26 protein-coding genes and 1 tRNA gene are annotated in these 25,946 nt (G+C 57.0%); 10 read left to right on the plus strand and 17 right to left on the minus strand.

From position 1 onward, the window contains the following. Positions 1-230 precede the first annotated feature (230 nt). Both MHK04_RS07145 and MHK04_RS07150 read left to right on the plus strand, forming a co-directional pair. Positions 231-404: an antitoxin gene (locus MHK04_RS07145; RefSeq protein ID WP_239208328.1), complete on the plus strand. Its 174-nt coding sequence runs from the start codon at positions 231-233 to the stop codon at positions 402-404. A 204-nt stretch (positions 405-608) separates the two neighbouring features. Beyond that, positions 609-1,991 carry a hypothetical protein gene (locus tag MHK04_RS07150; protein WP_239208329.1) on the plus strand — a complete coding sequence of 461 codons (1,383 nt, stop codon included), beginning with the start codon at positions 609-611 and terminating at the stop codon, positions 1,989-1,991. 46 nt (positions 1,992-2,037) lie between these two features. Here the strand turns inward: MHK04_RS07150 and MHK04_RS07155 are convergent, their stop codons facing one another. From MHK04_RS07155 to MHK04_RS07170, 4 genes are all read right to left on the minus strand, one after another. Then, positions 2,038-2,646 carry a response regulator transcription factor gene (locus MHK04_RS07155; protein ID WP_239208330.1) on the minus strand — a complete coding sequence of 203 codons (609 nt, stop codon included), beginning with the start codon at positions 2,644-2,646 and terminating at the stop codon, positions 2,038-2,040. Further along, entirely contained in the window at positions 2,639-3,628 is a 990-nt protein-coding gene (locus tag MHK04_RS07160; protein WP_239208331.1) for a sensor histidine kinase, read from the minus strand. The genes MHK04_RS07155 and MHK04_RS07160 overlap by 8 nt, the downstream gene beginning before the upstream one ends. A 155-nt stretch (positions 3,629-3,783) precedes the next feature. Next, positions 3,784-4,575, minus strand: a complete 792-nt coding sequence (locus MHK04_RS07165; protein WP_200287528.1) for an ABC transporter permease — start codon at positions 4,573-4,575, stop codon at positions 3,784-3,786. A 39-nt stretch (positions 4,576-4,614) separates the two neighbouring features. Further along, complete coding sequence (locus tag MHK04_RS07170; protein WP_200287526.1) at positions 4,615-5,538, minus strand: ABC transporter ATP-binding protein; 924 nt, start codon at positions 5,536-5,538, stop codon at positions 4,615-4,617. A gap of 91 nt (positions 5,539-5,629) precedes the next feature. Here MHK04_RS07170 and MHK04_RS07175 point away from each other — a divergent pair, with 91 nt between their 5' ends. Next, positions 5,630-6,202 (plus strand): cadmium resistance transporter, encoded by a 573-nt coding sequence (locus tag MHK04_RS07175; RefSeq protein WP_239208332.1) that lies wholly within the window; start codon positions 5,630-5,632, stop codon positions 6,200-6,202. Positions 6,203-6,239: 37 nt separating this feature from the next. Here the strand turns inward: MHK04_RS07175 and MHK04_RS07180 are convergent. The 3 genes from MHK04_RS07180 to MHK04_RS07190 form a co-directional block, all read right to left on the minus strand. Then, positions 6,240-6,313: transfer RNA gene (locus MHK04_RS07180), tRNA-Pro, on the minus strand. Between the two features lie 71 nt (positions 6,314-6,384). Further along, on the minus strand, positions 6,385-6,774 hold the full coding sequence (locus tag MHK04_RS07185; RefSeq protein ID WP_023021590.1) for a YchJ family protein: 390 nt from the start codon (positions 6,772-6,774) through the stop codon (positions 6,385-6,387). Continuing rightward, positions 6,774-7,925 (minus strand): bifunctional alpha/beta hydrolase/OsmC family protein, encoded by a 1,152-nt coding sequence (locus MHK04_RS07190; RefSeq protein ID WP_239208333.1) that lies wholly within the window; start codon positions 7,923-7,925, stop codon positions 6,774-6,776. Before MHK04_RS07190 ends, MHK04_RS07185 begins: the two co-directional genes overlap by 1 nt. A gap of 87 nt (positions 7,926-8,012) precedes the next feature. Here MHK04_RS07190 and secA2 point away from each other — a divergent pair, with 87 nt between their 5' ends. From secA2 to MHK04_RS07215, 5 genes are all read left to right on the plus strand, one after another. Beyond that, positions 8,013-10,304 carry an accessory Sec system translocase SecA2 gene (secA2, locus tag MHK04_RS07195; protein WP_239208334.1) on the plus strand — a complete coding sequence of 764 codons (2,292 nt, stop codon included), beginning with the start codon at positions 8,013-8,015 and terminating at the stop codon, positions 10,302-10,304. Between the two features lie 85 nt (positions 10,305-10,389). Beyond that, the gene (gene odhI / locus MHK04_RS07200; RefSeq protein WP_023021587.1) at positions 10,390-10,824 is read left to right on the plus strand and encodes an oxoglutarate dehydrogenase inhibitor Odhl; all 435 of its coding nucleotides are present in this window, start codon (positions 10,390-10,392) and stop codon (positions 10,822-10,824) included. Positions 10,825-10,924: 100 nt separating this feature from the next. Further along, positions 10,925-11,671, plus strand: coding sequence for a transcriptional regulator FtsR (gene ftsR, locus MHK04_RS07205; RefSeq protein ID WP_034655346.1), 747 nt, complete (start codon positions 10,925-10,927; stop codon positions 11,669-11,671). Between the two features lie 38 nt (positions 11,672-11,709). Then, positions 11,710-12,303: a bifunctional nuclease family protein gene (locus tag MHK04_RS07210; protein ID WP_239208335.1), complete on the plus strand. Its 594-nt coding sequence runs from the start codon at positions 11,710-11,712 to the stop codon at positions 12,301-12,303. 146 nt (positions 12,304-12,449) lie between these two features. Then, positions 12,450-13,013 (plus strand): MerR family transcriptional regulator, encoded by a 564-nt coding sequence (locus MHK04_RS07215; RefSeq protein WP_023021584.1) that lies wholly within the window; start codon positions 12,450-12,452, stop codon positions 13,011-13,013. A 274-nt stretch (positions 13,014-13,287) separates the two neighbouring features. On the opposite strand, the gene MHK04_RS07220 is transcribed toward MHK04_RS07215, so the two are convergent. The 4 genes from MHK04_RS07220 to gnd all read right to left on the minus strand — a co-directional run bounded on the left by MHK04_RS07220 (position 13,288) and on the right by gnd (position 17,900). Beyond that, positions 13,288-14,133, minus strand: coding sequence for a hypothetical protein (locus tag MHK04_RS07220; RefSeq protein WP_200287516.1), 846 nt, complete (start codon positions 14,131-14,133; stop codon positions 13,288-13,290). A gap of 40 nt (positions 14,134-14,173) precedes the next feature. After that, positions 14,174-15,022: a hypothetical protein gene (locus tag MHK04_RS07225; protein ID WP_023021582.1), complete on the minus strand. Its 849-nt coding sequence runs from the start codon at positions 15,020-15,022 to the stop codon at positions 14,174-14,176. Between the two features lie 19 nt (positions 15,023-15,041). Beyond that, the gene (locus MHK04_RS07230) at positions 15,042-16,343 is read right to left on the minus strand and encodes a DEAD/DEAH box helicase (RefSeq protein ID WP_239208336.1); all 1,302 of its coding nucleotides are present in this window, start codon (positions 16,341-16,343) and stop codon (positions 15,042-15,044) included. Between the two features lie 105 nt (positions 16,344-16,448). Next, positions 16,449-17,900 (minus strand): NADP-dependent phosphogluconate dehydrogenase, encoded by a 1,452-nt coding sequence (gene gnd, locus MHK04_RS07235; protein ID WP_239208337.1) that lies wholly within the window; start codon positions 17,898-17,900, stop codon positions 16,449-16,451. 59 nt (positions 17,901-17,959) lie between these two features. Between gnd and MHK04_RS07240 the strand changes: the two genes are divergently transcribed. Beyond that, on the plus strand, positions 17,960-18,406 hold the full coding sequence (locus MHK04_RS07240) for a PaaI family thioesterase (RefSeq protein ID WP_200287512.1): 447 nt from the start codon (positions 17,960-17,962) through the stop codon (positions 18,404-18,406). Here the strand turns inward: MHK04_RS07240 and MHK04_RS07245 are convergent. After that, complete coding sequence (locus tag MHK04_RS07245) at positions 18,403-19,569, minus strand: saccharopine dehydrogenase family protein (protein ID WP_239208338.1); 1,167 nt, start codon at positions 19,567-19,569, stop codon at positions 18,403-18,405. The genes MHK04_RS07240 and MHK04_RS07245 overlap by 4 nt on opposite strands. Before the next feature lie 23 nt (positions 19,570-19,592). Then, positions 19,593-20,666 (minus strand): magnesium and cobalt transport protein CorA, encoded by a 1,074-nt coding sequence (locus MHK04_RS07250; RefSeq protein WP_239208339.1) that lies wholly within the window; start codon positions 20,664-20,666, stop codon positions 19,593-19,595. A 108-nt stretch (positions 20,667-20,774) separates the two neighbouring features. Between MHK04_RS07250 and MHK04_RS07255 the strand changes: the two genes are divergently transcribed. Next, positions 20,775-21,377 (plus strand): class I SAM-dependent methyltransferase, encoded by a 603-nt coding sequence (locus tag MHK04_RS07255; RefSeq protein WP_239208340.1) that lies wholly within the window; start codon positions 20,775-20,777, stop codon positions 21,375-21,377. On the opposite strand, the gene MHK04_RS07260 is transcribed toward MHK04_RS07255, so the two are convergent. From MHK04_RS07260 to MHK04_RS07275, 4 genes are all read right to left on the minus strand, one after another. Then, complete coding sequence (locus MHK04_RS07260) at positions 21,374-22,909, minus strand: bifunctional hydroxymethylpyrimidine kinase/phosphomethylpyrimidine kinase (protein ID WP_239208341.1); 1,536 nt, start codon at positions 22,907-22,909, stop codon at positions 21,374-21,376. The two genes, MHK04_RS07255 and MHK04_RS07260, sit on opposite strands and share 4 nt — an antisense overlap. Then, positions 22,902-23,531: a thiamine phosphate synthase gene (gene thiE / locus MHK04_RS07265; protein ID WP_239208342.1), complete on the minus strand. Its 630-nt coding sequence runs from the start codon at positions 23,529-23,531 to the stop codon at positions 22,902-22,904. The genes MHK04_RS07260 and thiE overlap by 8 nt, the downstream gene beginning before the upstream one ends. Further along, positions 23,532-24,344, minus strand: a complete 813-nt coding sequence (thiM, locus tag MHK04_RS07270) for a hydroxyethylthiazole kinase (RefSeq protein ID WP_239208343.1) — start codon at positions 24,342-24,344, stop codon at positions 23,532-23,534. Between the two features lie 246 nt (positions 24,345-24,590). After that, positions 24,591-25,934 carry an NAD(P)/FAD-dependent oxidoreductase gene (locus MHK04_RS07275; RefSeq protein WP_239208344.1) on the minus strand — a complete coding sequence of 448 codons (1,344 nt, stop codon included), beginning with the start codon at positions 25,932-25,934 and terminating at the stop codon, positions 24,591-24,593. Positions 25,935-25,946: the final 12 nt, after the last annotated feature.

Genomic DNA, 25,946 nt, shown 5'->3' on the forward strand with positions numbered 1-25,946 from the left:
CTAAGGCGGTGGCCTTAAATAGTTATCAAGCTGTGGGGCCTTCATTTATGATTCTGAGAAGAACTCCGTTACAGAACGGAATTGATTTTGGTTTAGCGGAGGCAATGTTTGGTCTAGTGACTCAATCGCTCGATCTGGTGGCATGGAGTTAGAAGTATCGGTACGTTGGGATGTGTTGCCGGACACGGCAATAATTAGACAAAGCTAGAACTAGAAGAAAGGATAACCACATGGGTATCTTCGATAAGGCCAAGGATGCACTGAACTCCGACAAGGGCGAAGAGATCACCGATAAGGGCTTGGACAAGGCAGCTGACGCAGCTAAGGGCAAGCTGGGCGAGGACAAGGCAGACCAGATCGACAAGGCTCGCGACGCTGCTGATGGCAAGCTCGGCAACGAGTAAATAGCGTTCACCTGCTAGACGGGTGAACAGTTAGTTTTTATTTTGGCCCCCAACCCGTCAGGGTGGGGGCCAAAATTGTATCGGGCTTGAACGCAGTGATCTGCAATAGGTCTATCCCAGTGATGTCACCTTTTTGTGGGTGAATTGAACTATAAAATGGGCGAATCGGGCTGAATTTTTGCAGGAAATCGCTAGGATTATTGTGTGAACAATCTTGAAGGCTCCGTCTCCCACGCGGGCTCCGCTAAGCAGCGCTTGCTGGAGCAGAGTGCTCGTATCCTTGCCAAGGGTGGGCGCGACGCTTTACAGGTTTGTGCTGTCGCGGAGCAAATCGATGTGCCAGTCGATGAAGCTAAGTCCTTTTTCGAAGACGACCACGACCTTTATATTCAAACCAGCCGATTCTTGGATGAAAGAATCCGTGTGGCAGCGTTTAAAGCACTGGATGAGTTGCCGGATGATGCTGCGGCTATTGAGAAACTTCGTGAAGTAGCCAAGGTTTACTTTAACTTAGCTATTGAAAACCCGACCTATTTCGCTGCTTATAATAACTGTCAGACGGCGACGAGCTTTCCCAACTTTGAAGACGGCATTGAGCAGGCGGAAAGCTTCGACGCTTTTCCCCCGATCTTCCGCTGGGTACTCGAGCACATGCGGGATGCGGCAGTTGCCGCACGGGGCGAGTTTAAGCACCGGCTGGTAGTTATCCAGTCGCTCTCTTTCTTGTGTGAGCTGCAGGGAATTACCCACTTGGCCACGTTTGGAATTATGCGACACCTTTCGCCGACAGCGAAGAAGCAGACCTTTAATGCTTGTCTTGAGACGTTGTTTTCCGGCTTGGAAATTTGCTTGCGCGACGGGCAGATAGCCCCCTTCGAACCAGAGGCGCTTTCTGGGGAACCGCCGGTCCCGTTTACTACTGCTGCAAAGGACATGCCAAAGTCCACGGCGGAGGAAAAGCGCGCAGCCATTTTCCGAGGTGCGGCGGAAGAAATCGTCTACAATGGGCTTCCTAATTTGCATCTGGGCTCAGCAGCTGCACGGGCGGGCGTAGATCTGGCGGATGCCGAGCATCTCTTTGACGGCGATTCTCACCTGTTGCGTGCTTTGGAAGAATCCTTGGATGAAGCTAATACGCTGGCAATCATGCGCCAAAACCAGGTTCTGCCTGAAGGCTCCCACGGACTTGCTTATATCAAGGCAACCGGCTTTGGGTACTTGGAATATGCGCTTGAGGATCCCATTGGGTTTGTTGCCCTCATTGAGGTCTCTAGCCGCTCAATCGTCCCCGTTTCTTTCGAAGAGACCGGCGATACTGAGCAACCATTTGATATGGGCAAGGCATTTACCTTCATCATGAATTTGGTGCGAGATGCCATTTCTGAGTCTAATGGACCACGTTCGCCGTGGATTCTTTTTACCCAGATTGCAGCTTTGTGGGCTTCCATCCACGGCCTTTCGCAGCTAAGTACCGTAGGGGCGTTGCGCTATCACTCGGCCAATTTCTACTTCAACCTGGCTTCTAAGGTGATGGATATAATCCTTCAGGGCATGGTCAATGTGCTCGAGCTAAAAAGGCCCGATTAGGCATATACAAGCAACAGGGGGATTTCAGCACCGGGGCCGCGTTTTATTAAAGCCAGCCTTGTGCTTGCGCAATAGTTGCTGCCTCAAAGCGATTTTCAGCCGCGGTTTTAGCGATGAGCGAAGATACAATATTGCGTACCGTGCCATTGCTCAGGTGGATCTTGCGGGCGATCTGGTGAGTGCTGCTACCTTTCAAGGCGAGAAGTGCGACTTCCTGTTCGCGTGCGTTCAGTGGATTTTCCCGAATGAAAATGGTCTCTTGGGCGAGTGCTGGGTCAATGACCTTAAGCCCGGAGTGCACCCGCCGAATGTCTTCGGCTAGTTTTTCTGGCGGGGTATCTTTGACTACGAACCCGGAAACCCCGGTCTCCAGCGCCCGTTTCACGTAGCCACCGCGGCCGAAGGTAGTGACTATGAGGCTGCGGCAGCCCGTGCCTTGCAGCTCAGCGGCGGCATCTAGCCCGTTCTTGCCGGGCATTTCAATATCCAGCAGAGCAACATCGACGCTATGCTTGGCGACGAGCCCCGCAACCTCCACACCCGTTGCGCACTGTGCTACAACGCTAATGTCTGGCTCTGTTTCCAAGAGAGCAACTAGCGCCCCTCGCACCAATGATTGATCCTCAGCAATGAGAACTCGAATGGTTTCAGGCATCGCCTACACCTCCGTCGGTGCTAAGAGGAAGAAAGTCGTTGTCTCCGTCCATAGTAACCAAGGCGAGCGTGCAGTCATTGCGGCGCGCAAAAAGCAGCTGCCCGCCAGCTTTTGTCACGCGGTTGCGCAGACCACTAAGCCCTCCTTGGGGACGGAACAGGCTTTCTTCTGCACCGAATCCGCAGCCATCGTCTGCTACCTGCAGTTGGTGGTCTGTCACTTGGACCCAGCAATGGGTGGCACCGGAGTGCCGGACCACGTTGGTGGTCAATTCGCGCAGCGCCCAGGAAAATTCGGCGTCATAAAGACCAGTGGCCTTGGTAGCCGAAGGCAAATAGGGCGCAATACCCGCGGTTTCGAGCGCCCTCCGAGCGGCGTGGATTTCGCCTTCAAAGGTGGGCATGCGCATCCGAGTCACTGTGGAGCGGACTTCCGCCAGACCTCGGCGAGAAAGCTCACTTACCTCTCGCAGTTCCTGCTTTGCCCGCTGTGGATCCGTATCTATTAGCCGGCGCGCCAGCTCGGACTTAAGATTAATCACGGTAAGAGAGTGCCCCAAGAGATCGTGAACATCGGTAGCAATATCCTCGCGCTGGCGTGCCAGCTCCAATCGGCGTTCTAGCTCTGCGCGACTATCTTGACGCTGGGAAAAGGTGCCGAGCAGCACTAAAAATATTGGCCAAGCGAAAAGGACGATGAGGACCCAGCCGATATTTTTGGGCGTAAGGTACCAAGTGGCAGCAGCCACCACAGTCCCTGTAAGAAGGGTGAACGCTAAGCTGTGGCGCAAAGGAAGGTTAAAGCCGAGCAATGCCGCCAAGTACGGCGCAAAAATGACGGCAATGCTCCCGAAGAAGACAGTCGACAATACCGCGATGGCTGCAAGTGCAAACCAATACAGCCCGATTCGCTGCTCTACCCGCCATCCGCGGGGGTAGTAGCCTCCAGCGCCGAAAGCGAAGAAATAGACAAGACCGAACACTAGAGCGCACGAAAGGGCCCCGGTTTGATTAGTAAGGGTCATCCCCGGCGCGGCAAAAGTGCTCCCCAGTCCGGGAATGAGGAAGACTAACCACACACTGGCAAAAAGCGCACTTTTGAGGCTGAAACCGCGGAATGGCTCTCGGAGAGATGACATCAGCGCCGAGCTTTGTCGCGGGAGCGTAGCAGGAGACACGCGGTCAGGAAGATTGTCGTCCATACCGTGAAGTTTAGCCACGCCATCCACAACGGGTGCGTAATCGTGCCTTCATCCCCGTTGAGAAACTGGCTTCCTTCTGCCAGAGGCCACTGGGCTAGTACAGCTGGACCGAAAAGGGGAGTGAAGCGGCCCCACTCCATTAGCGGCTTGGTCAGCGGTGTGAACACATTCGCCGCGAAAAGAAAAAGAACGACAGACGTCGAGGCGATTGCGACGGAGTTGTCGGTGGGCAACGCCATTGCCCACACCAAGCCATAGAAGCCCAAGGGAATGGAAACTAGGAGGCAGGAAATGAAGCTTAAGATCCACTGGTGTGGCTGCATTTCCGCATGTGTAGCGGCGCCAGTCAAATATACTGCCGTAATGGGTAGCAGGGCTTGAAAGCCGATGGATATGAGGTTTGCCCATAGCAGCTGGCGTGAGCGTAATGGAGTAAGCGCTAGTTGGCGTGCCCACCCAGTCTTGGCATCGGTGACGGCGGAGCCAGCGGCTGCAACGGAACCAGCGACGCCGCCGTAGAGTGCCATGCTGATCATTTCTAAGGCAGCATAATTACCTCCTTTAAAGGGGGTATCGCCAAAGTCCATCATGGCGCCGAAGAGGAGATAGAAAAACACCGGCAAAATGGTGCTGAAAAATATCGGGGTGAAGTTTCGACGCAGGCGCAGCAGGTTATGGGCAGCAAACCGCAGGGTTCGTGCAGTGGTGGTTGCAGGTTTTATCGTCATGGGAGATTCCTTGTGCAAAGGTTTACTAGAAGTGGCTGGTTAAGGTTGGGGCGCAGTCATCGCTAAAAATGCGTCCTCTAAGGAGCGGTTCCGAATTGTGATGTCGCGCGCCGAGGTGTGGTTAAGGAGGTATCTTGCAAGCGCATCAGAGTCACTGGTTACCATGCGGGCGTAGTCGCCGGATTGGTAAATCTCGGCAGAAATCGGTAGCTCGTCTGTAGAGGGGACTGGCCCTGCGAACCTCGCCTCGACAATGCGCTGGGCCGAATGCTCGCGAAAATCCTGGGCGCTTGCATCCGCACGTAGTTTGCCTTCATGAAGGAGAATAATCCTTTGCGCAAAATTGTCCGCCTCCTCCAGATAGTGGGTGGCAAAGACAATAGTTCGTCCCAACTCTGCCTGGCGGCGCATGGTGGTCCAGAACTCGTGGCGAGCATTAGCATCCATTCCTGCAGTAGGCTCATCGAGCAAGAGAACGCGGGGATTGCCTAAAAGTGCGAGGGCGAAGCGTACACGCTGTTGCTCGCCGCCAGAACATTTGCCCACCTTTCGGTGAAGGATCCGTGTGAGGTCGGCTTGTTCGGCTATATCCCCGACTGGCAGGGGATGCGGAAAGGTGGCGGACATCATCTGCAGGGTGTCTAGGATTGTGAGTTCGGGTAGGAGGCCGCCGGTTTGCAATACGGCACCGATTTCTGAGCCTTGGACGGCGGCCCGTGGGGTGCGGCCAAGCACGGCAATGTTGCCTGCGGTGGGGGTGGTGAGCCCTAGGATGAGGTCAAAGAGGGTGGTTTTACCTGCACCATTGGTGCCTAGGAGCCCTACGATCTCGCCTTGGGAGATGCTAAATGAAACCTCGCTCAGCGCACGGACCGGCTCTGAGCTCCTCGTGGCGAAAGTTTTACTGACTCCGGATACTTTTATGGCTGGCGTGTGTTTAGCCCTAAGGTCTGTCGTGCTCATACCTAAAAGGTATTCGGGGCCAGCAAGAATGGTGAATAGGATCTGTCATGAAATTTTCATGACAAGTGTCATGGCGCGATAGGCTGGGTGAGTGCTTACTACTCTCGCAGCGGCCGCTGGGCTATTTGTGGCCACCAATATCGATGACACTATAGTGCTATCCCTCTTTTTCGCCCGCGGTGCTGGGCGCAAGGGAACAACTGCCGCGATACTGATGGGCCAGTATCTCGGTTTCCTTGGCATACTGGTGGCCTCTTCCGTTGTCGGATTGGGCTTCAACGCCGTTATACCGACCGATCTCATTCGCTACTTTGGCCTCATCCCGTTGTTGCTGGGCCTGTGGGCGGCGTGGCAGGCATTCCGAGGTGAGGATGACGATGAGGATATTTCCGGCAAAAAGCTGAGCACGCTGGCGGTCGCCGGAGTCACTTTTGCCAATGGAGGGGACAATATCGGCGTATACGTGCCCGTTTTTACTACCTCTACGCCGGCCGAAGTAGCAGTTTATTGTGCCGTCTTTCTCGCGCTTGTAGCTCCACTGGTTTGGGCGGCGCGGTTTGTGGCAACTCGGCCTGGAATAGCCGAAGCGCTGGAGAAGTGGGAGAGTGTGCTCTTTCCCGTGGTGCTCATTGCGCTGGGAATCTCGATTTTGCTTGCAGTATAAGAAAAGCCAGCACCGTGTAGGTGCTGGCCGCTATTTGTCGGGCTAACAGGATTTGAACCTGCGACCCCTACACCCCCAGTGTAGTGCGCTACCAAACTGCGCCATAGCCCGCCGTCGCACTGTGCGACTCATCTAGATTACATCAGTAGGATTCTACTGTGAAATTTGGGGTGTAACCTGCGTTAAAGCTCGCCGGTGGAATACACCCACGTACCGTCGAAGCGGCGGAACGAGGAACGTTCGCGCTGCGAACCGACAGCTGCTCCCTTATAAAACGCCTCAAATTCCACTACGCCGGAACTATCCATAAGGCCGCCGCCTTGGGTATCTAGGATATCGAGGCGGTAGAACCTAATGGGGGAGTCTGCCAAGTCGAGGGCCTCAGGTCGAGTGACAGGATCCCACGTGCGCAGCAAGTACTCCTCGTCGCCGGTAACAAAAGCGCTAAACCGGGAGCGCATGAGCGCTTCTGCGGTGGGCGCATTGCTACCGGCATGGTACTTGCCGCAGCACTCGCCGTAGGAAAGGCCGGTGCCACAAGGGCAGCGGCGCGAGGAGTCATAAGCAGGCATTAGTGTGCGTCCACGATGGTGACGTTGCCTAGCATGCGCTCGACATCAGTATCCTTCGCGGCAGAGTGCAAAATTGATACCTCTTCCGCTGAGAGGTTACCGGCGAGTTCGATACGGCGCTCGAAGCTGGCAGGGCCGGTTTGGATGATGCTCACATGGACGTCGTCAAGCGCGAGCTTTTTGCCAGCCTCCTTGATAGCTTGGGTCGACGCCGCAGCGAGGGCAGACATAAGAAGGCCCTCGGCGGTAAAACCCTTGCCCTTGCCGCCGTTCTTTTTAGTGCGGTCGGCGCTAAGGCTATGGTCATTGTGGCGCACGACCACGCCGAATTTGGTGCCGGTAGCCGGCTGCGCAACAGCGGCGTCGGTACCTACTTCTTCCGGCGTGTAATCGGGAACGATAAACTGCTCGGCCCACGGCCCGATGAGATCCGCTGCACGAGCGGCCGTACCTTGCTTGGTGAGCAGGTGGTCGGCCTTGTCGAGGGAGACCAAGGACTTGGGGTAGCGCGTGAGGAGGAAGATATTCTGCGCATTATCGATACCCACGGTTTGGTCGATGGGAGAGTGCAACACCATCAAGGGCTTGCGTAGCTTAGGCAGATATTCCTCGGGGTTGGTATCTGCCAAGTCCTCCAAGAACTTGCGGGAGATGATGAGCCCGCGGCCGCCGAGGACGACTTCTACTTCACCATTGGCGTCGACCTCGCCAATCTTATCCGCGTAGTGAAGCACGGAGTGGGCTGGATCAAACGGGGCGCCGAGGGTAGCTACCGCTTTGAGGGACTTCATGGTCTTAGCTGCCTTCAAAGCGGCGGCTCCGCCCAGCGAGTGGCCCATCAGCAATTGGGGTGCAGAATAGTGTTCCGTCAGCCACGCGGCTGCGGCGTGGATGTCATCGACGTTTTGGCTAAAGGTAGTATCGCCGAATTCACCGGCGGACTGGCCCAGGCCGGGAAAATCAAAGCGCAGCGTGGCGATGCCGAACTCGGTGAGCTGCTTCGCGGTGCGGGCGGCACCAGGGGTATGGCGGGAGCCGGCGAAGCAATGGGCAAAGATGGCGTAGGCGATCGGGGGAGAATCCGGGAAGTCGATGGTTCCAGCCATCTCAGTACCCCGGCTCGAAGGCAGCTTTACATTGACGGATTGCATGAGAACTAGAATAACGGGCCTCTTTCCCGCAATCCATACGAGGTTGACTACAGTCGATAGGAGCAATCCATTTAAGGAGGATGAGTCATGGGCGCGTTTGATTGGTTCTGGAAGGCAATGGGCTCGCAAAGCGAGCGTAATAATAAGAAATCCAAGGCCATCGTGGGTTCGGCAGACGAAGCTGCCCGGACATTGAGCCAGCACGATGACGCAGCTGTGGCCCAGGCCGCGCGCGATGCCGTTCAGTCCGGTGAGATAGTGGACAAGGCGCAGTTCCTCGCGGCCCTGGCAGTGGCCTGCGAACGCACCCTGGGCATGAACCCCTTTAACGTGCAATCACAAGCGGTCCTGCGCCTACTCACCGGAGACGTCATCCAGATGGCCACCGGTGAAGGCAAGACACTGGTGGGTGCCATGGCTGCCACCGGCTTTGCGCTGACCGGAAAGCGCGTCCATGTAGTTACCGTCAATAACTATCTTGCTGCTCGCGACGCCGAATGGATGCGCCCCGTAGTGGAGTTCTTTGGCCTGAGCGTTGCCTCGGTAACAGAGGGCATGACTCCGGACGAGCGCCGCGTTGCCTACGCACAGGATATTATCTATGCGCCCGTGAACGAGCTAGGCTTCGACCTGCTGCGCGATAACCAGATCACTGACCGTTCCCACACCGTGCAGGCCGCCGGGGATGTTGCCTTGGTGGACGAAGCCGACTCCGTCTTGGTAGATGAGGCCCTTGTGCCGCTGGTACTTGCCGGAAACCGACCGGGCGAAGCACCCACCGGACATATCACCAATGTGGTTTCCCACCTGCGCGAAAAGCTGGACTACATCATCTCTGAGGACGGCCGCACTGTTCAATTGACCGAAGATGGTGCGCGCCGTGTGGAGCAAGAATTGGGCATTGATTCGCTCTATTCCGAGGAGAATATCGGCACCATTTTGGTGAAGGTTAACCTTGCCCTGCATGCCAAAGCGCTGCTTATCCGAGACATTCACTACATTGTGGTTGACGGCAAGCTGCAGCTTATCGATGCCTCGCGGGGCCGCGTTGCCGACCTGCAGCGCTGGCCCGATGGCCTGCAAGCGGCGGTAGAGGCCAAGGAAGGCCTGGAAGTCTCTGAAGGTGGGCGCATTCTCGATACCATCACCTTGCAAGAACTTATGCGGCGCTACCCACTGGTGTGCGGGATGACGGGCACCGCGGTGGAGGCAACCGATCAGCTGCGCCAGTTCTACGGTCTGCACGTCTCTGTTATTGACCGTAATAAGCCTCTGCAGCGGTTTGACGAACAAGACCGTATCTTTGCGACGGTCGAGGATAAATCTGCCGCTATCGTGGAAGAAATCGCCGCCATCCACGCTACGGGGCAACCCATCCTGGTGAGCACGCAGGATGTCGCCGAATCGGAGGATTTGGCAGATGCACTGGGCAAGCGGGGCATTGAGGTCAATGTCCTCAACGCCAAAAATGATGAGCAAGAGGCGCGGATAGTCGCCGAGGCCGGAGATATCGGGCGCGTTACCGTTTCTACCCAGATGGCCGGTCGTGGTACTGATATCAAGTTGGGCGGCGCTAGTGAGGCCGACCATGACGCAGTAGCGGAGCTTGGCGGCCTAGCGGTCATCGGTACCTCGCGGCACCGCACCGCCCGCTTGGACAACCAGCTGCGCGGGCGTGCGGGCCGGCAAGGAGATCCGGGGCTTTCCCTCTTCTTTGTCTCCTTGGAGGATGACGTGGTTCAGCAAGGCGGCGACGGCGAAACTGTCCGCGCCCAACCGGCCGAGGACGGACGTATCGAGTCCAAACGGGTCAGTGACTTTGTAGCGCACTGCCAGCGCGTGACCGAAGGGCAATTGCTCGAGATCCATGCCCAGACATGGAAGTACAATCAGCTCTTAGCTGATCAACGCATCATCATTGATGAGCGCCGAGCCAAGCTTTTGGATACCGATCAAGCCTGGCAGGAGCTTTCCCAACGCGCCCCAGAGCGCGCAGCAGAGCTTGCGGAGGTTCCCGAGGAAGCTCGCGTTAAGGCCGCACGCGAAATCATGCTTTATCACTTGGACCTTGCATGGGCCGACCATCTGGAGCTCATGGACGATGTCCGTGAGTCCATTCACTTGCGCGCTATCGCCCGCGAGACGCCGATCGATGAATACCACCGCATTGCGGTAAGGGAGTTTAAGGACTTGGCCCAGCGGGCCGTCGAAAAGTCGGTGGAAACCTTCCACACAGTGCTTATCGACGCCGCCGGGGCGCACCTTGATGACGCCGGCCTAGCCCGCCCGAGTGCTACGTGGACCTACATGGTTTCCGATAACCCCCTTGCGGGCAAGGGAAATTCCGTGCTGAGCGGTATCGGAAACATTTTCCGGTGAAATAAATCTCCACCAAAGGGTCGCGGACCCAAATAAGTCGCTAGTATTGTCATAAGTAACTCGTAACTAATCCCCGGAGGTAACAATGAGCGAGAACACCGGAACCCCGGAACCACAGGTAGAGACCACATCTGTATTCCGCGCAGACCTGCTCAAGGAGATGGAAAACGGCGCGAATGGCAACGAGACTGCCGTTGCCGGTACCGATAACCTGGCAGAGGGCCAGGCACTCTTGGTGGTCAAGCGCGGCCCGAATGCGGGTGCCCGCTTCTTGTTGGACCAGGCGACTACCACCGCTGGCCGCCATCCCGAGGCGGACATCTTCCTCGATGACGTTACGGTATCCCGCCGTCACGCGGAATTCCGCAAGAATGATGATGACAAGTTTGAGGTAGTTGACGTGGGATCCCTCAACGGAACCTACGTGAACCGCGAGCCACGCAACTCCCAGGTGCTCGAGGTGGGAGATGAAATCCAGATTGGCAAGTTCCGTTTGGTTTTCATCGCTAACCAGAGCTAATTCTTTCGTAGACCAGCCGCGCTTCCGTTCGAGGAAGGGCGGTGTAGTCTACGTATGGCACGATAAGAACTTTTTTCAGGACCCCTAAGAGATAGACACAGTGAGCGCAGCAGATTCTTCGGCAGCAGCAGTACGCCGTACCAGCCCCAAAGCTAAAAAGGCTAAGACTATGTCCATTGGCGTGGTTTTGGAGACGCTGAATCAGCAATTCCCAGACGTCACGGTGTCCAAGATTCGCTTCCTTGAATCAGAGGGGCTTATTAGCCCGCAGCGCACGGCCTCGGGCTACCGCCGCTTCACCCAAGAAGACGTGGACCGGCTGCGTTATATTCTCACCACTCAGCGCGATAACTATACGCCGCTAAAGGTTATCCGTGAGCAGCTAGAGGCCATGGATTCCGGTCAGGTCACCGCCATTGTTTCTGCGGGCCATGCCGAAACCCTCCTGTCCCCGCAGCAGTTTAAGGCCCCTGTCGTCACGCGTTTGACTGATGTAGAGGTAGCCACGCAGGCGGGGTCCAGTGAAGATGACGTCGCATCCTTAGTGAAGTACGGCCTCATTCGCCCAGATGCTGCTGGGTTTTTCAATACCGATGACGTGGCTATTGTCTCAGCCGCCGTGGCCCTCAAGGCTTTTGGTTTCGGTGCCCGTGAGCTTAAGTCCCTGCGCAATAACGCGCGCCGGCAGGCTGACCTGATTTCCCAGGCCGCAGCTCCAGTGGCACACTCAAACTCTGATACTGCACACCAGAAGGCGGAAGAAATCTCCCAGCAGATGACCGCGCTCGTGGTGTCTTTGCATGCGACCCTGGTGAAATCAGACCTACGTGACGAATACCAGGCTTAATACACCACCAATTCCATCTTTGTGGGAGAGTGGTAGTCATGAGTGATGTAACCCTAGAGTTCCACGGAATCCACCAAGTCGGTCCTGAAGATGATGTCTGCGCATTGTTGCGCTGGCCAGAGGAAAATCGCTTGATCCCCGTGTGGATTTCTCCCATTGAGGGCATGCAATTGGCCGCCGCTTTAGATGGGCACCAGCCAAACCGGCCCAACTCGCACGATCTGATCTGCGAGATCCTTGAGGCAACAGGCGGGGTGGAATCCATAGACGTTGCCAACTACCACCAGGGAACGTTCATGGTAGACATTAAGGCTGCGAACGGCGAGGCTTATGATGCTCGGGTTAGCGATGCGCTAGCTGTATCCGAATTTTTCAATGTCCCCATTTCTGCCGAGGCGGAGCTCCTCGCGCAGGTATCCGTTTATGCCAGTGATGCGGATCTGAAAGAATATTTCGACTTGGAGATTTCTACCCCTTCTCAAGATGATTCGGAAACTGGCAGCGAAAACGCGGAGTCTTCCACATCGGCATCAGGGAATGCGCAGGCAGATGCGGATTTCGAGGCCATGATGAGATCTTTGGGAATGGAAGAAAAGGATTTCCTTTCGGGGGATGATGAAGAAAAAAGTTAATGACACGCGTGTGACTAATGGTGACAATGTGGTTCTAGAAGTCTAAAGTTGTACTTGAAAGTTGAGCAGGCAGCGCTTGACGGGTGCATGCGCTTGGCTTTTAATTGATCTTTAGAACTTCCAACAAACCCCATTGGAGTAATTACGTGAGCATTATCGAGGACTCCCAGTCCGAATCCACCTACGTACAGGAATCACTTTTTGATGTCGGACCTGATGAGGAAGTGGGCTACCGCGTGCCTATTGCCTGCCAGGTTGCCGGCATTACTTATCGCCAGCTGGACTATTGGGCACGCACCAACTTGGTGAATCCGTCCATTCGAACGGCACGTGGTTCTGGTTCCCAGCGCCTGTATTCCTTCAAGGATGTATTGGTACTCAAGATTGTTAAGCGCCTGCTAGATACCGGCATTTCCCTGCAAAATATCCGTTTGGCCGTTGAGTCCCTGCGGGATCGTGGTGTCAATGATTTGGCAGAGCTCACCCTCGTATCAGATGGCACCACCGTGTATGAGTGCCGTTCTAACGATGAGGTAATTGACTTGCTTGCCGGTGGCCAGGGCGTCTTTGGCATTGCAGTTCCTGGTATCTTGAAGGAACTGTCCGGTACCATTTCTTCTTTCCCTTCGGAACGCATCGAAGACTTCGCCGAGGACAACGTCGTCGGGCTCGACGAGCTTGCTGCCCGTCGCAAGCGCAAGAGCTCCTAGGCTTTGAACATAAGAATCCACCCTATTTCCCGGCTCACGGGGAAATAGGGTGGATTTTTGATCTCCAAACAACGAGCAGCCTACGTTAAGCGCCCCTCGGAACCTTTTATCTCTTCGCGTCGCTGGGCCCTAGCCCAAGGCGCTTCAATCCGGCTTTTAACACGGGCTCGATTATTGAAGTGCCACCTGTGCCTAGCTGTCGGTACCTCTATGGAGATAGAAATAAAGGCACCCAACATAATCGTTTGGTGCCGAGGGAAAGGGCGGTTGGATATTAAACGCCTGCGGCCTTAGTTATAGCGCCAGTAAGCTTGGCTTCCTCCGCTGAGTCAACGGTGGTGAAACTATCGGCTGCGGACTTTAGAGCTGCATCCACGTTGCCTTCACCTACGTGCACGACACTGAGGGAAACGTCCTTCGAAGCAGCGTCCTTAAGTGCAGCCGTAAATTGAGCATCATCCATGTCTTGCTCGGTACCTGTAGTCACCACGAGCACCCGCGCCTTGTCGCCGCTACCTGCAGCTTGGTCGGCAGCGTTAGCTACAGCCGCTACAACAGCGCTGCGCGTTTGTGGAACACCGCCGGTACCAAAGCCGCCGAGGGTGCCGGATACGGCATTGCCATCCCCAAAACCCAAGTTCTGGCGGTAGCCAACCGTTGCCGTCTCAGAGATGGGTGAAGAATAATTCCACAAGGACACAGCCCCGCCGTCAGCAGCTAGGTCAGACGCGGTGGTGCCCAAGGCCTGGGAGACAGGACCGTAGATGGGAGCCATTGAGGAGGAAGTATCCAAAAGAAGTAGGGTATTTGCAGCCATCGTTAGATCGGGTTTGGGTTGTGCTGCGGAACTAGGAGCTGGGGCGGAGCTCCGTGGAGAGGAAGAACTGGTAGGCGCGGCGGAAGTGGGGACACTGGAGGTCGTTTTCGTGGTCATCTCCGTTGTAGCCTCGCTGCTGCTTTCAACAGCTGCGGGAGCAGCGGCATCGTTCTCATCGGCGTTGTCCATACCTCGCACGAGGAAGGTCACCAAGGCGATGATGGCCAGAAGCGCGATGACAGCCACTGCAATAACCCATCCCGCTACTGCGAAGGTATTTTTCCCATTTGAATGCCGTGCCATGTGGTGTGTTCCTCCCAAGCAAACTGCCGTTGTTAGTGGCTTATTGTAGCGGGGCGAGTGCCTGATCTATCACAGCGACAAGCCTGGCTCGCAGCGGTTCGGCCTTCTGCGCCAGGGAACGCTGCCGAGAGACATATTCGGCTTTGCCTTCAGGGGTTTCGATGGGCACTACCCCGAGACCCCAATCACGGCAGTCATAAGGAGAGGCCTCCATGTCTAGGATGCGTGCTTCAATCGCCAAATCTAGGCAGTCAAGGAATAGCTTGCCGGGAACCAAAGGGCCTAGCTTCCACGCCCATTTATAAAGATCCATCGTGACGTGTACGCAGCCCGCTTGGTCATTTGCGGGCTGGTCTTCGCGGTGCAGCACGGTGAGGTTAAGCGGACGAGCTGGTGGGGTGAAGAAACGGAAGGCATCGTAGTGGGAGCACTTAATTGAGTGTTCATCCACAACGCGGTTTGTGCCTTCTGCACCTAGGCGCAAAGGAAGCGAATGGCGCGGGGTGTCTGTGTGGTAAACCATCGCCCATTCGTGCAGGCCAAAGCAGTCAAAGTGGGCGGGGTTGCTTGCAGAGTGGCGAAGAAGATTCGAGATATAACGAACCGAGCTACCGCGGCGTTGTAGAAAGCCAGCCACATCGACGGTTACGCCGTCTGGGGTGGCGTGGTAGTCGCGCCATTCGGCGTGTGGGGGAGTGCCTTCTAGCGCTATTCCTACACCCGGGTGCCAACGCTTCAAGTGGGAAGGCCGGACGGGGTAGTACTCAAAGAGAAAATCGAAGACAGGGTGATAGCTGCCAGGGTGGCGGAAACGCTCTAAGCGGTCGGTGGCTTGCTTTTCGTGTTGTTGCAGCTGAGCTTGCCAATCATCCGGGCTCAAAGTGTGCACGAGGGCATTCCTCCTTGTCTTAGCGGCCGCGGCGACGGGTGTTTCTACTACCTGGGCGGCGGCGTTGAGATGGGGATTTCTTCTTTGCGGGCTTCGCTTGGTTCTGGGGCGTGGCCTGCCCAGGCGGGGGAAGGGCGGGACCATTCGGTTTGCGAGCACCCGTTACCTCCTTGAGTACAGGTGCACCTGCAGGATTATCGCGGCTAGAAATATCGTGCTCAGTAGCCGTGACCCCTGCTTTGTTAATAAGCGCTGATACTTCCTTGCGTTGTTCATCCATGACCAAAGTAACGACGGTCCCCGCCGCGCCGCCACGTGCCGTGCGCCCAGCGCGATGGAGATATGCCTTGTGTTCTGCGGGTGGATCGATATGAACGACGAGGGAAACATCCGCAACATCGATACCGCGCGCGGCAATATCTGTGGCAACCAGCACGGGGACGCTGCCATCGCTAAAGCCCTCGATGGCGCGGGTGCGCGCGCCTTGCCCCTTATCTCCATGTAGCGGATAAGCATTGATGCCAGCACGGCGCAGCTTTTTGACTTGCCTATCCACCCCGTGCTTCGTACGCATGAACATGATGGTTTTGCCCTGGCGAGCAGCAATTCGCAAGGCTACTTCATTCCGCGCCGGACGGTCACCGACGAAAAAGAGATGATGGGACATGGAGTCCACCGCAGCTTGAACCGGAGCAGTGGAGTGGACAATAGGATCGTGGAGGAATTGCTCCACCAGCTTATTGACGTCCCCGTCGAGGGTCGCCGAAAACAGCAATCGCTGACCTGTTGCTGGGGTCAACCGCAGGAGTTTGCGTACCTGGGGTAGAAAGCCCATATCGGCCATTTGATCGGCCTCATCAAGGGTGGTGATGCGGACCGCATCCAATTGCAGCTTTCCCTGGTTTATGAGATCTTGGGCGCGGCCAGGGGTGGCGACGAGAACATCGACGGGGCGTGCCAGCGAGCGGATATGGTGATTGATATTTACCCCACCCACCACGGCGAGAACTCTCAAGCCAAGCGTTGCCGCAGGTTCATCAAGACGCTGGTAAATCTGGGTGGCCAACTCCCGGGTTGGCGCAAGAATGAGCGCACGGGGATGAGCGGGCTTGGAAGCACCCGTTCCGGCAAGGCTCGCGAGCATGGGTAAACCGAAGGTAAAGGTCTTTCCGGAACCGGTAGGGCCGCGGCCGAGGACATCTTTGCCTGCGAGGACGTCGGGAATCGCGGCGCTTTGGATGGGAAATGGTTCGGTGATGCCTTGGTCACGCAATACGTGCACTAGGCGCTGGGGTAAGCCGAGATCGGCAAAGGTAGTCATTGTTTACCCATACTATCGGCAATAAGGCGGATCGCCGCATTCGTGTGGAAGCGCCTGCTGAATATGGGATAGGGCCCCGAAGGGCCCCATTAAAGCAATACGAATCTAGTCGGTTTGGGTCAAGCTGCGGTCGCCAGACCACTCGATGTGGAAGGTACCTGGCTTGTCGGTGCGCTTGAAGGTGTGTGCGCCGAAGAAATCGCGCTGGCCTTGAATCAGGGCGGCGGGAAGGCGCTCGGCGCGCAGGCTGTCATAATAGGAGAGGGAAGATGCAAAGACTGGGGCCGGTAGGCCCAGCTGAGTGGCAGCGACGACTACTCGGCGCCACGGATCGATGAGGTCTTCCAGCTCACCCTTGAAGTAAGGATCGAGGATGAGGGCAGGAAGGTCTGCATTATTGTCGTAGGCTGCGCGGATGCGATCCAAGAACTTGGCCCGGATGATGCAGCCGCCACGCCAGATAGTAGCTAGGTCGCGAGGGTCCACATCCCATCCGAATTCCTCGGATCCAGCCTTGATCTCATCGAAGCCTTGGGAGTAAGCAATGAGCTTGGCCGCATAAAGGGCGCGGCGCACGTCTTCAATAAACGCGGCTTTGTCCACGTCCAGCTCCTTGATAGTGCCGGCAGGCAGCTGGCCTTCTTGGGCAGCGCTGCGCTGCGCGGTGGAGGAGGAAAGCGCGCGGGCGAAGACCGATTCGGCGATGCCGGTAATGGGAACACCGAGCTCCAAGCCATTGATGGCAGTCCAGCGGCCGGTGCCCTTTTGGCCGGCGGCGTCCACGATGACGTCGACAAGCGGGGCACCAGTCTCCGGATCCTTTTGGGCCAAAACCTCGGCGGTGATTTCAATGAGATAGGAGTCAAGGTCGCCCGAGTTCCATTCGCGGAATACCTCTGCGATCTCGGCCGGCTCCATGCCTGCACCGTAACGCAGTAGCTGATAAGCCTCGCCGATGACCTGCATATCGGCGTATTCGATGCCATTGTGGACCATCTTGACAAAGTGGCCGGCGCCATCTGGACCAATGTGGGTAACGCATGGAGTGCCATCAACATTGGCGGCGATGGACTCAAGAATCGGGCCAAGAGTCTCCCAGGATTCCTTGGGGCCACCAGGCATGATGGCCGGGCCATTGAGCGCACCCTCCTCGCCGCCAGAGATGCCAGCACCCACAAAGTGCTTGCCGCGGGCGGCTACGTCCTTCTCGCGGCGAATGGTGTCCGTGAACAGCGCGTTACCGCCATCAATAATGACATCGCCCTCATCCATGGCCTCAGCCAGCTGATCGATGACCGCATCGGTGGCCTTGCCAGCCTTAACCATGATGATTGCCTTGCGTGGGCGCTCCAAAGAAGCCACGAAGTCCTCGATGGTCTCCGAAGGCACGAAATTGCCTTCCTCACCGTGAGCCTCAATGAGCGCATGGGTCTTTTCAGGGCTGCGGTTGTATACCGCTACGGTATTGCCGTTGCGGGCAAAGTTACGGGCCAAATTAGATCCCATGACCGCCAATCCCACGACGCCAATTTGAGCAAGTTCATTCTTATCAGTCATGCTGCCTATCCTACGTCACTGGGATGCGGTGCTGGCATCAATGGCTAGGCTGGTGGACTATGTCGGATACGCAGAAACTCAATGACTTGCTTCACCTCGCTCATACGCGGGTACTCACTGCAGAAGAACTGGCGTCACTTAATGCCCTCAATGGCGGCCTTGCGGAATTGATAGGGCTGCAATTTACCCATATAGGCCCGTGCGAGGCGCGCGCGAAACTGCAGGTTAAGCCCGAACATCATCAGCCCTGGGGAGTGGCCAATGGCGGGCTGTACTGTTCCATTGCAGAAACCGTGGCCTCCATCGCGAGCGTGGTGGCTGCCGACGCCCCCGCAGTAGGAGTGAATAATTCCAGCGACTTTATCCGCTCTACGGGACAGGGGGAACTGGAGGCTGTGGCTACACCAGTGCAGCTTGGCGGGCGCACCCACCTGTGGAGCGTTGAGATGCGCCAGGGCGGGGAGCTCATTGCCCGCACCACTTTGCGCACCATGATTTTGCGTTAGCTCACCCGCTTGGCAGTAAAGGACATCCCGTGGGAGGATAGCCGTTCCAAATACGGCTCAGCTAGTCCGGTGGCCGGGGTAAGCACGCCTCCTGTGCGGTCAGAGTCGGTGCGCGATTCGAGTAGGCAGAGTACAGCCTGGCTCAGCATCATGGCGGTAACCTCGTAGCCGGGGTCCCCCTGCGCTGAGACGGCTGCAAGCCAGCGCTCGCCGTCCTCAGTCACACCGTGGTGGCTGATGTGGAAATGTGCGCCCTCAAGCCCAGGCGTGGGCAGGACCTTTTCCACCACGGGGCGCAAGCGTGATTGGGTGCCATCAAAAAGCAGCTTGGTGGCGAGTGCCAGTCCATAGGCCCGTGCACGACCGGCTAGCCCAGTCCCTGTAAACCACGCTTCCTTATAAAACAAGCGCTTGCCCCACGCCCGCCCAAGCAGAGCGTTGGAGCGGCGCACCACGCGGGTATTGAACATGGACATGAAAAATGGGCCCACCCAGCCAACGCCATCCAACTCTTTGACCTCAAAGTCCCGCTGGAGTCCTTCCAAGCGTGGACCAGCCTTCGGATCTGGATCGAGGGAGTAGGGATTATGCAGGTTGCGGGCAACACCCTTATCGGCGTGCGCAGCGAGCGAGACCTGCAGGGAAGATTCGATGGTGCCCGGCGAGATCCCGCCTTTCAGCTTGTCTACGACCATTTCAACCCGCGCAAAAGGCTTTGCTGCGGCCTTATAAAGGTTGAGCATCCCGATATCTGAAGGCACGGAATCGAAGCCGCAGGAATGGATGATGCGCGCACCTGTGGATTCAGCCTCGGCATGGTGGGAATCGATGCTGTGGCGAATGAAGGGAACCTCACCGCACAGGTCGACATAGTCCACGCCATGCCGCGCGCAGGCGGCAAGGACGTTATCCCCATAAAGGCTGTAGGGGCCCACCACGGTAATCAGTACCTGGGTACCTTCCACCATGCGCTCTACAGCGGAGGCATCGTCCGCGGCGGCGATGGCAATGTCCCAGTGCGGGTTGAGCTCATCGCGCAGCGCGGCTAGCACCGGTCGGTTCCGGCCGGCCAGAGTCACAGAGGGCGCGTTAATCGAGGCAAGATAGCGCGCCACCAATTGCCCGACAAGCCCGGTGGCACCATAGACAGTGATATCGCTCATAGTATAGGAGCGTACCGCAGTCTTTAGAGCCAGTGGTTCTTACGGAACCAGGCCCAGAGCCCGAGAACGACCAAGACCATGATGACAATCGCCATGGGGTAGCCCAAAGCCCAATGCAGCTCCGGCATGATGTCGAAGTTCATCCCGTAGATACCTGCCACCAGGGTGGGTGCGGCCCACATGCCAACGACTGCGGAAATGGTGCGCATATCTGAGTTTTGTTGCATGGTTACCTTGGCCACCGAGGCATCGATAAGCGAGGTAAGGCGCTCATCGAAGCTGGAGACCTGGTCCTTGACTACGAGCTCGTGGTCGTTGACGTCGCGCAGATACGAGCGCAATTGCTTAGAAATCAGATCCTTGTGATCAGAAACCATGGATTTAAGCGCCACCGACAGTGGGTCAATGGCATGCTTCATCTCCAGCACCTCGCGCTTGAACATGTAAATTCGGTCCACATCAAACTTGAGGTTAGGGGTAAAGATTTCTTCTTCCAGCTCATCGACCTCAATGCTGATGAGACGAGAAATCTCCGAGTAACGGTCCACCATCATATCCAGGATCTTCCAGGCCATAGCCACTGGGCCAAGCTCCACCAGATCCTGCTCATCTTCCACCGTGTAGGCCAAGTTGGGAAGCTTTGCCCCGTGGCGCACGGTAATGATGAAGTTGGAGCCCATGATCATCTGGATCTCACCGGTGGAAATGATTTGGCGCTTATCCGTTACTTCATCGTGGTCGCGATAGTTCACGGAGCGGGCGACGACGAAGAGCTGGTCATCGTAGCGTTCGAGTTTGGGGCGCTGGTGCGCCATAACTGCGTCTTCCACGATGAGTTCGTGGATGCCAAACTGTGAGGCTACCTTGGTCATCTGAGACTCATAGGGCTCGTGCAGGCCCACCCAGATAAAACCACGACCATATTCTTCGATAGCTTCCAAAGCAGAGCTGGTGGAGTATTCACCGGGAAGCGACTCGCCATCAACAAAAACGCGGCAGTGTTCAATCGCGCGTTCCGGCGGTACCGGCAGGGAGGTGGGCTTACTTGGAGGCTCGGGTTTCTTGCGGCCCCTAAAGGGTGAAGGTACGGATGGCATCGTTTCAGCCTCCTTTGCGCGGTAGTGCGGACAAGTTCGCAAAAATTCGACGGCGATTTTATGCAGCGGGTAAATCTTACACCGAAGGCGGGTAATATAATCGAATCTATGCCTACGTGGAAAGAAGTAACCGAAGCTAATCCCGAGCACTCCCATAATTTTGCCCGCAAATGGAAGCTGCTTGCCGCACAAGGCAAGGACATCAATGGCGAGGCCCGGCTTATTGATGCCATGGTCGAGCGCAACTCCACCATCCTCGACGCCGGTTGTGGCACTGGCCGAGTCGGTGGCGAATTGCTTCGCCGCGGCCACAGCGTCGTGGGAGTCGACGTAGATCCCATTCTTATCGAGCACGCAGAGCACGACTTTCCGGACGGACATTGGTTCGTTGGAGACCTGTGCGAGCAAGAGGTGCCGGAAGGCCCCTTTGATATCGCCGTGTCTGCCGGCAATGTGATGGGCTTTCTAGCAAGAGAAGGCCGCGAGCCCGCTTTGCGCAATATCTTTAACTCTCTCAAACCAGGTGGTCGCCTGGTCACCGGCTTCGGCGAGGGCCGGGGCTGGGAGTTCTCCGACTTCCTCGATATGGCGCAGAAGGTGGGCTACCGAGTCGACTTCACCTTCTCCTCGTGGGACATGAAGCTATTCTCGGAGCATTCCACCTTCCTCGTCGCCGTCCTTTCGCGTCCGGGGTCGGACCTTCTGGCCTAAAAGCGCCTATCGGCTTGGTCGAAGAAATCTACCTCATGGTGGCTCGCTGTGATGTAGGCGCGCTCGGCCCGTGTACGAGTGCGCTCATCCGCCCCGCTGAGAGCCTGCTCGACAACGTCGAGGCTGGCGCGGACTCCGTTGAGGAAGTCTTCACCGCCGTACATGGAAAGCCAGGAGTGATAGGGATGTTCTGGGGAATCGAAATCTGCGAGGTGTAGGCCTACCTCTGCATAAAGCCAGTAGCAGGGCAATACCGCCGCAGCACCTACCACGTAGTCATCCGTATGAGTTGAACGGATAAGGAAGTCCGTATAGGCGCTAGTAACCCTAGAAGCTGCGGTAGTGATGCCCTCTTGGAGCCAGCCGCGGTGTAGCTCGGCCTCAACCGCCAAGCAATCATGCGCTCCTTCGGCCCAGTGCAGTTGCTGTGCCGCTGCAGGGGCTAGGCTGGCTAGGCGCGCCAAGGCCTTGGAGTAGGCGTTGAGGTACTGGGCATCTTGGTCAAGATAGAACCCAAAGGCTTCTTTATCCAAAGCGCCCGTTCCCAATGCCCGAATAAAGGGCAGAGCCTTGATAGCCTCCCAGTGATTTCCCGCCAGGTTCCACAGACGTTGCGTGTGTGGTCCGGCCGCAGGAACGCGGGGCTGCTCGACGTTTTCTGGTTCCTTCAAGCTGCCGGACAGGTAGGGCTGCGGCAGGGTAGAGGCCGCCCGCATCAGGCGCTGCGAGCGGTGCAGGTGGTCCACGGGACCGTGCCCTTTGCCCACCTGGAGCGCATCCGCGTGAACAATGGCTTCGTGCAGCCAGTGGGTGGACCACGTAAGCGCTGCGGTGTGGCTATCGCCGGCTCCAAGCCGGGTAGCCAGAGCAGAGGAGAGGGAGCAACCCGTGCCGTGCGTATTCTTCGTGTCCACCCGGCTCGAGGAGACGCGGTGAACGGACCCATCCGGATTCACTACCGCATTGTCTGCGATATCGAAATCGAGGTGACCGCCCTTGACCACAACCGCAGTAGAAGCTTCCTTCGCCCATTGTTTAGCGGTGGCGATGGCCTGCTCGAGGTCGCCTGCCTCCTCGGTGTTGGTGAGAACAGCCAATTCTTTCAAGTTTGGGGTGATGATATCCACCCGGGAACACAGATCTCGCACGGCCTGTTCGGCTTCCTGCTCCAGCAGCCTATCCCCGCTGGTAGCCACCATGACCGGATCCAAGACCACGGGAACATCCTCCGGCAGGCGACGTAGGAAATCTGCGACCTTGGCGGTAATGGCGACGTCAGCAAGCATGCCAATCTTTACCGCGTCTATCTCCACATCGTCAATGACTGCTTCTAGCTGCTCTTGCAGAAATTCCACTGGCGGGACATGTACGCTGCGGACGCCCTGGGTGTTTTGGGCTACCAAGGCTGTTACCACATTCATGCCATATCCGCCCGCAGCGGCAATGGATTTTAGGTCAGCCTGGATGCCCGCTCCGCCCGTGGGGTCTGTACCCGCGATGGACAGTACTCGGGGATAGATACCTTTAGGCATGAAAAGCCTCCTTTAGTCGGCCGGCGGCTGCTGCAGGGTCTGCGGCCGCCATGATGTCGCTGACTACGCAAATGCCGGCAAAGTCGCTTCCCGCCAGCTCGTGCGCGTTATGGTCTTTAATGCCGCCGATGGCGACGGAATCAATGCCGCGTTCCCGTGCGGCGCGGGCGAGGGCTGCTGCTGCATCTGGCCCCATCCCCGCCGGGGCGTTCTTCTTCGTGTTCGTCGAATACACAGGGCCGATACCGATGACATCCGGGCGGGCGTCATCCGACATGGCAGCAAGTTCGGCGTGATTGCCAATGGACAAGCCGATAAGTTGCTCATCGGACAGCATCCCTCGGGCTTCACGGAAGGCCATGTCACCTTGACCAATGTGTAGATGGCAGCCGAGTTTTGCTGCTACCTCCACGCGGTCATTGATAAAAAGCGGAACATTTCCGAGCACGGCCAGCAGCTCGCGGGCGGTGTGTTCAATCTGCTCATCACTAGTTTCCTTATCCCGCAGCTGGACGACGCTAACCCCACCGCGTACAGCTTCCTTCACGATGCGAACCACGTTTTCTCGCCCGCCTGCCAGATCTGGATCTGTGACAAGGTAAAGCGACCAGTCGATTGCCATTTAAACCCCTTCGACGTCTGTGAGCTTGATTAGTCCCTCGATGTCCGCCGTCGGGACATCGTAGAGCGCGTCCAGCCAAGCAACGGCAAAGGAGCCTGGCGCGTGGTGCTTTTCAGCTGCCACGCTGCCTGCGGCTCCCACGTGTGCGTGGGCCGCGATGATTGCTTCGAAAGGATCCTCCCACGCCGCCAAATATGCTGCGCAGATAGCACCGAGTGAACAACCAGTACCAATGACGTTTTGGAGCATCGGATGACCGGAGTGCAGATAGGCAGCGCGCGTGGTTTCACCTGCGTGGACGATAAGATCGCGTGGGCCGGAAATGGCTACTACGGCGCCAGTGTTCTGGGAAAGCGCTAGTGCGGAATCTAACGCGGCTTCTACTTCATCAGTAGATTCGACACCGCGGCCGCCCTGTCCGGTACCCGCGAGCGCAATGATTTCTGAAGCATTACCGCGGATCGCCCCTGGGCCAAGGGGCAGCACCTCATGCATGAACTTGGTGCGGTTGGAGAGACCGCCGGCACCTACCGGATCGAGTACCCAGGGGGTCTGTGCGGCATTCGCACCCGCGATGGCCTCGCGCATGCCGCCGTATTGTTCGGAGCTAGGCGTGCCACAGTTGATGAGAACACCGCCGGCTACCTGTGCAAACTCGCGGGATTCCTCCGGAGTATCAACCATCGCCGGGCTGGCGCCAACGGCCAAGAGGGCGTTGGCGGTGACGTTGGAAACGACCTTATTGGTCAAACATTGAATAAGTGGTGTGGACTCGCGCACGGCATCGTGCGCGCGGAGAAAACTATATCCCACAACTATCCCTTCGCTAGTTCTAACTGAGTGCAGGTTCGATGGGTATTTCTCAGCCGCACTGTGTGCGGCACCCCATGTTGCGTTTCTCAGCCTAACAAAGGTCACGGAAACTATGTGCGAAAATCGGCGCTCCAGTGCCCAGTTGGGGTGGTGCTATCGCTATCAATGAGTAACGACAGGAAAATAGAAAATCGCCGCCCTTGCCCTGCATTGAGGCAGGAGAGCGGCGATGCGATCGAGGAGTAATTACTTCTCGTTCTTGTTAATGATGTTGCGCGCGATGCGCTGCTGAGTGGTGATTTCTAGGTTGCCGCGGTCACGGGAAAGAATATTGGTTGCCCAGTTCACCAGCACTGCCAGGCGACTGCGCAGGCCAATCACATAAGTCAGGTGCAGGCCCAGCCAAGCTACCCAGCCAGCGAAGCCACCGAACTCGGTCTTGCCCAGCTTGACGACGGCGTTGAAGCGCTTGACGATTGCCATGGAGCCCTTGTCAAAGTAATCAAAGGCTTCCTTCTCATTGGCGGTAGACTCCTCGTCCACCTTTGCCTGAATGAGCTTAGCGACGTGCGCGCCACCCTGAATAGCAACCTGTGCGAGGCCAGGCAGGCGGTTGAGGGAGATCATGTCACCGACCATGTAGACGTTATTGTGCTCGCCCACGGTCAGGTCCTCGTTCACGGAGACACGACCAGCGCGGTCTGCCTCGACGCCAGCCTGCTCGGCCACCATCTTGCCCAGTGGGGAAGCGGCCACACCGGCGGACCAGATCTTGGTAGCACCCGTCAGGGTGGTCTCTTCCTCGGTCTTCATGTCCTTATAAGTGACGGTATCCGCGGTCACATCGGTCACCATGGCGTTGAGGTGAACCTGTACGCCTTCCTTTTCCAAGGTGCGCTGTGCCTTGCGGCCCAAGCGCTTGCCAAATGGCGGCAGTACCTGTGGGGCGCCGTCAAGCAAGTAGATCTTGGCGGAGGTGGTCCCGTAGTTGGAGTAGACATCGTTGAGGGTGTGGTTTGCTAGTTCGGCAATCTGGCCGGTCAGCTCGACGCCGGTTGGGCCAGCACCAACGATGATGAAGGTAAGCAGGCGCTCGCGCTCCGCTGGGTCGTCGGTAAGCTCAGCTTTCTCAAATGCGGAGATGATGCGAGAGCGCAGCTCGAGGGCATCGTCCAAGGTCTTCATGCCTGGGGCGAACTCGGCAAAATGGTCGTTGCCAAAATAGGACTGACCGGAGCCCGCTGCAACCACCAGGGAATCATATGCGTAAGTGCGGGAGAACTCATCCTGCTCGGCAGTGACGGTCTGGTCAGCCAGGTTGATATCGGTAACCTCGGCGTTGACGAAGTGAACATTATCCTGATCGCGCAGCAGCTGGCGGGTGGACGGGGCCACCTCACCGGCGGAAATCATGCCTGTTGCTACCTGGTACAGCATCGGCTGGAACAGGTGGTGGTTCTTCTTATCGATGAGAGTGATTTCTACATCGGCGTTCTTTAGCTTCTGGACGGTGTTGAGACCACCGAAGCCAGCGCCAACCACGACAACGTGGTGACGGCCACCATTGGGACGATAAGCGGTATCAGTCATGGATTTATTGCG

Origin of the sequence: Corynebacterium nasorum (assembly GCF_022345765.1) — a bacterium.
In the GTDB taxonomy this organism is placed as follows: domain Bacteria; phylum Actinomycetota; class Actinomycetes; order Mycobacteriales; family Mycobacteriaceae; genus Corynebacterium; species Corynebacterium kefirresidentii.

What these genes read in the sequence shown, in the direction of transcription:
- MHK04_RS07145 (WP_239208328.1), top strand. Translation starts at nt 231, where the DNA reads ATGGGTATCTTCGATAAGGCCAAGGATGCACTGAACTCCGACAAGGGC.
- MHK04_RS07155 (WP_239208330.1), bottom strand. Translation starts at nt 2,646, where the DNA reads ATGCCTGAAACCATTCGAGTTCTCATTGCTGAGGATCAATCATTGGTG.
- MHK04_RS07165 (WP_200287528.1), bottom strand. Translation starts at nt 4,575, where the DNA reads ATGACGATAAAACCTGCAACCACCACTGCACGAACCCTGCGGTTTGCT.
- MHK04_RS07170 (WP_200287526.1), bottom strand. Translation starts at nt 5,538, where the DNA reads ATGAGCACGACAGACCTTAGGGCTAAACACACGCCAGCCATAAAAGTA.
- MHK04_RS07185 (WP_023021590.1), bottom strand. Translation starts at nt 6,774, where the DNA reads ATGCCTGCTTATGACTCCTCGCGCCGCTGCCCTTGTGGCACCGGCCTT.
- MHK04_RS07190 (WP_239208333.1), bottom strand. Translation starts at nt 7,925, where the DNA reads ATGCAATCCGTCAATGTAAAGCTGCCTTCGAGCCGGGGTACTGAGATG.
- secA2 (WP_239208334.1), top strand. Translation starts at nt 8,013, where the DNA reads ATGGGCGCGTTTGATTGGTTCTGGAAGGCAATGGGCTCGCAAAGCGAG.
- odhI (WP_023021587.1), top strand. Translation starts at nt 10,390, where the DNA reads ATGAGCGAGAACACCGGAACCCCGGAACCACAGGTAGAGACCACATCT.
- MHK04_RS07210 (WP_239208335.1), top strand. Translation starts at nt 11,710, where the DNA reads ATGAGTGATGTAACCCTAGAGTTCCACGGAATCCACCAAGTCGGTCCT.
- MHK04_RS07220 (WP_200287516.1), bottom strand. Translation starts at nt 14,133, where the DNA reads ATGGCACGGCATTCAAATGGGAAAAATACCTTCGCAGTAGCGGGATGG.
- MHK04_RS07230 (WP_239208336.1), bottom strand. Translation starts at nt 16,343, where the DNA reads ATGACTACCTTTGCCGATCTCGGCTTACCCCAGCGCCTAGTGCACGTA.
- gnd (WP_239208337.1), bottom strand. Translation starts at nt 17,900, where the DNA reads ATGACTGATAAGAATGAACTTGCTCAAATTGGCGTCGTGGGATTGGCG.
- MHK04_RS07240 (WP_200287512.1), top strand. Translation starts at nt 17,960, where the DNA reads ATGTCGGATACGCAGAAACTCAATGACTTGCTTCACCTCGCTCATACG.
- MHK04_RS07245 (WP_239208338.1), bottom strand. Translation starts at nt 19,569, where the DNA reads ATGAGCGATATCACTGTCTATGGTGCCACCGGGCTTGTCGGGCAATTG.
- MHK04_RS07250 (WP_239208339.1), bottom strand. Translation starts at nt 20,666, where the DNA reads ATGCCATCCGTACCTTCACCCTTTAGGGGCCGCAAGAAACCCGAGCCT.
- MHK04_RS07255 (WP_239208340.1), top strand. Translation starts at nt 20,775, where the DNA reads ATGCCTACGTGGAAAGAAGTAACCGAAGCTAATCCCGAGCACTCCCAT.
- MHK04_RS07260 (WP_239208341.1), bottom strand. Translation starts at nt 22,909, where the DNA reads ATGCCTAAAGGTATCTATCCCCGAGTACTGTCCATCGCGGGTACAGAC.
- thiE (WP_239208342.1), bottom strand. Translation starts at nt 23,531, where the DNA reads ATGGCAATCGACTGGTCGCTTTACCTTGTCACAGATCCAGATCTGGCA.
- MHK04_RS07275 (WP_239208344.1), bottom strand. Translation starts at nt 25,934, where the DNA reads ATGACTGATACCGCTTATCGTCCCAATGGTGGCCGTCACCACGTTGTC.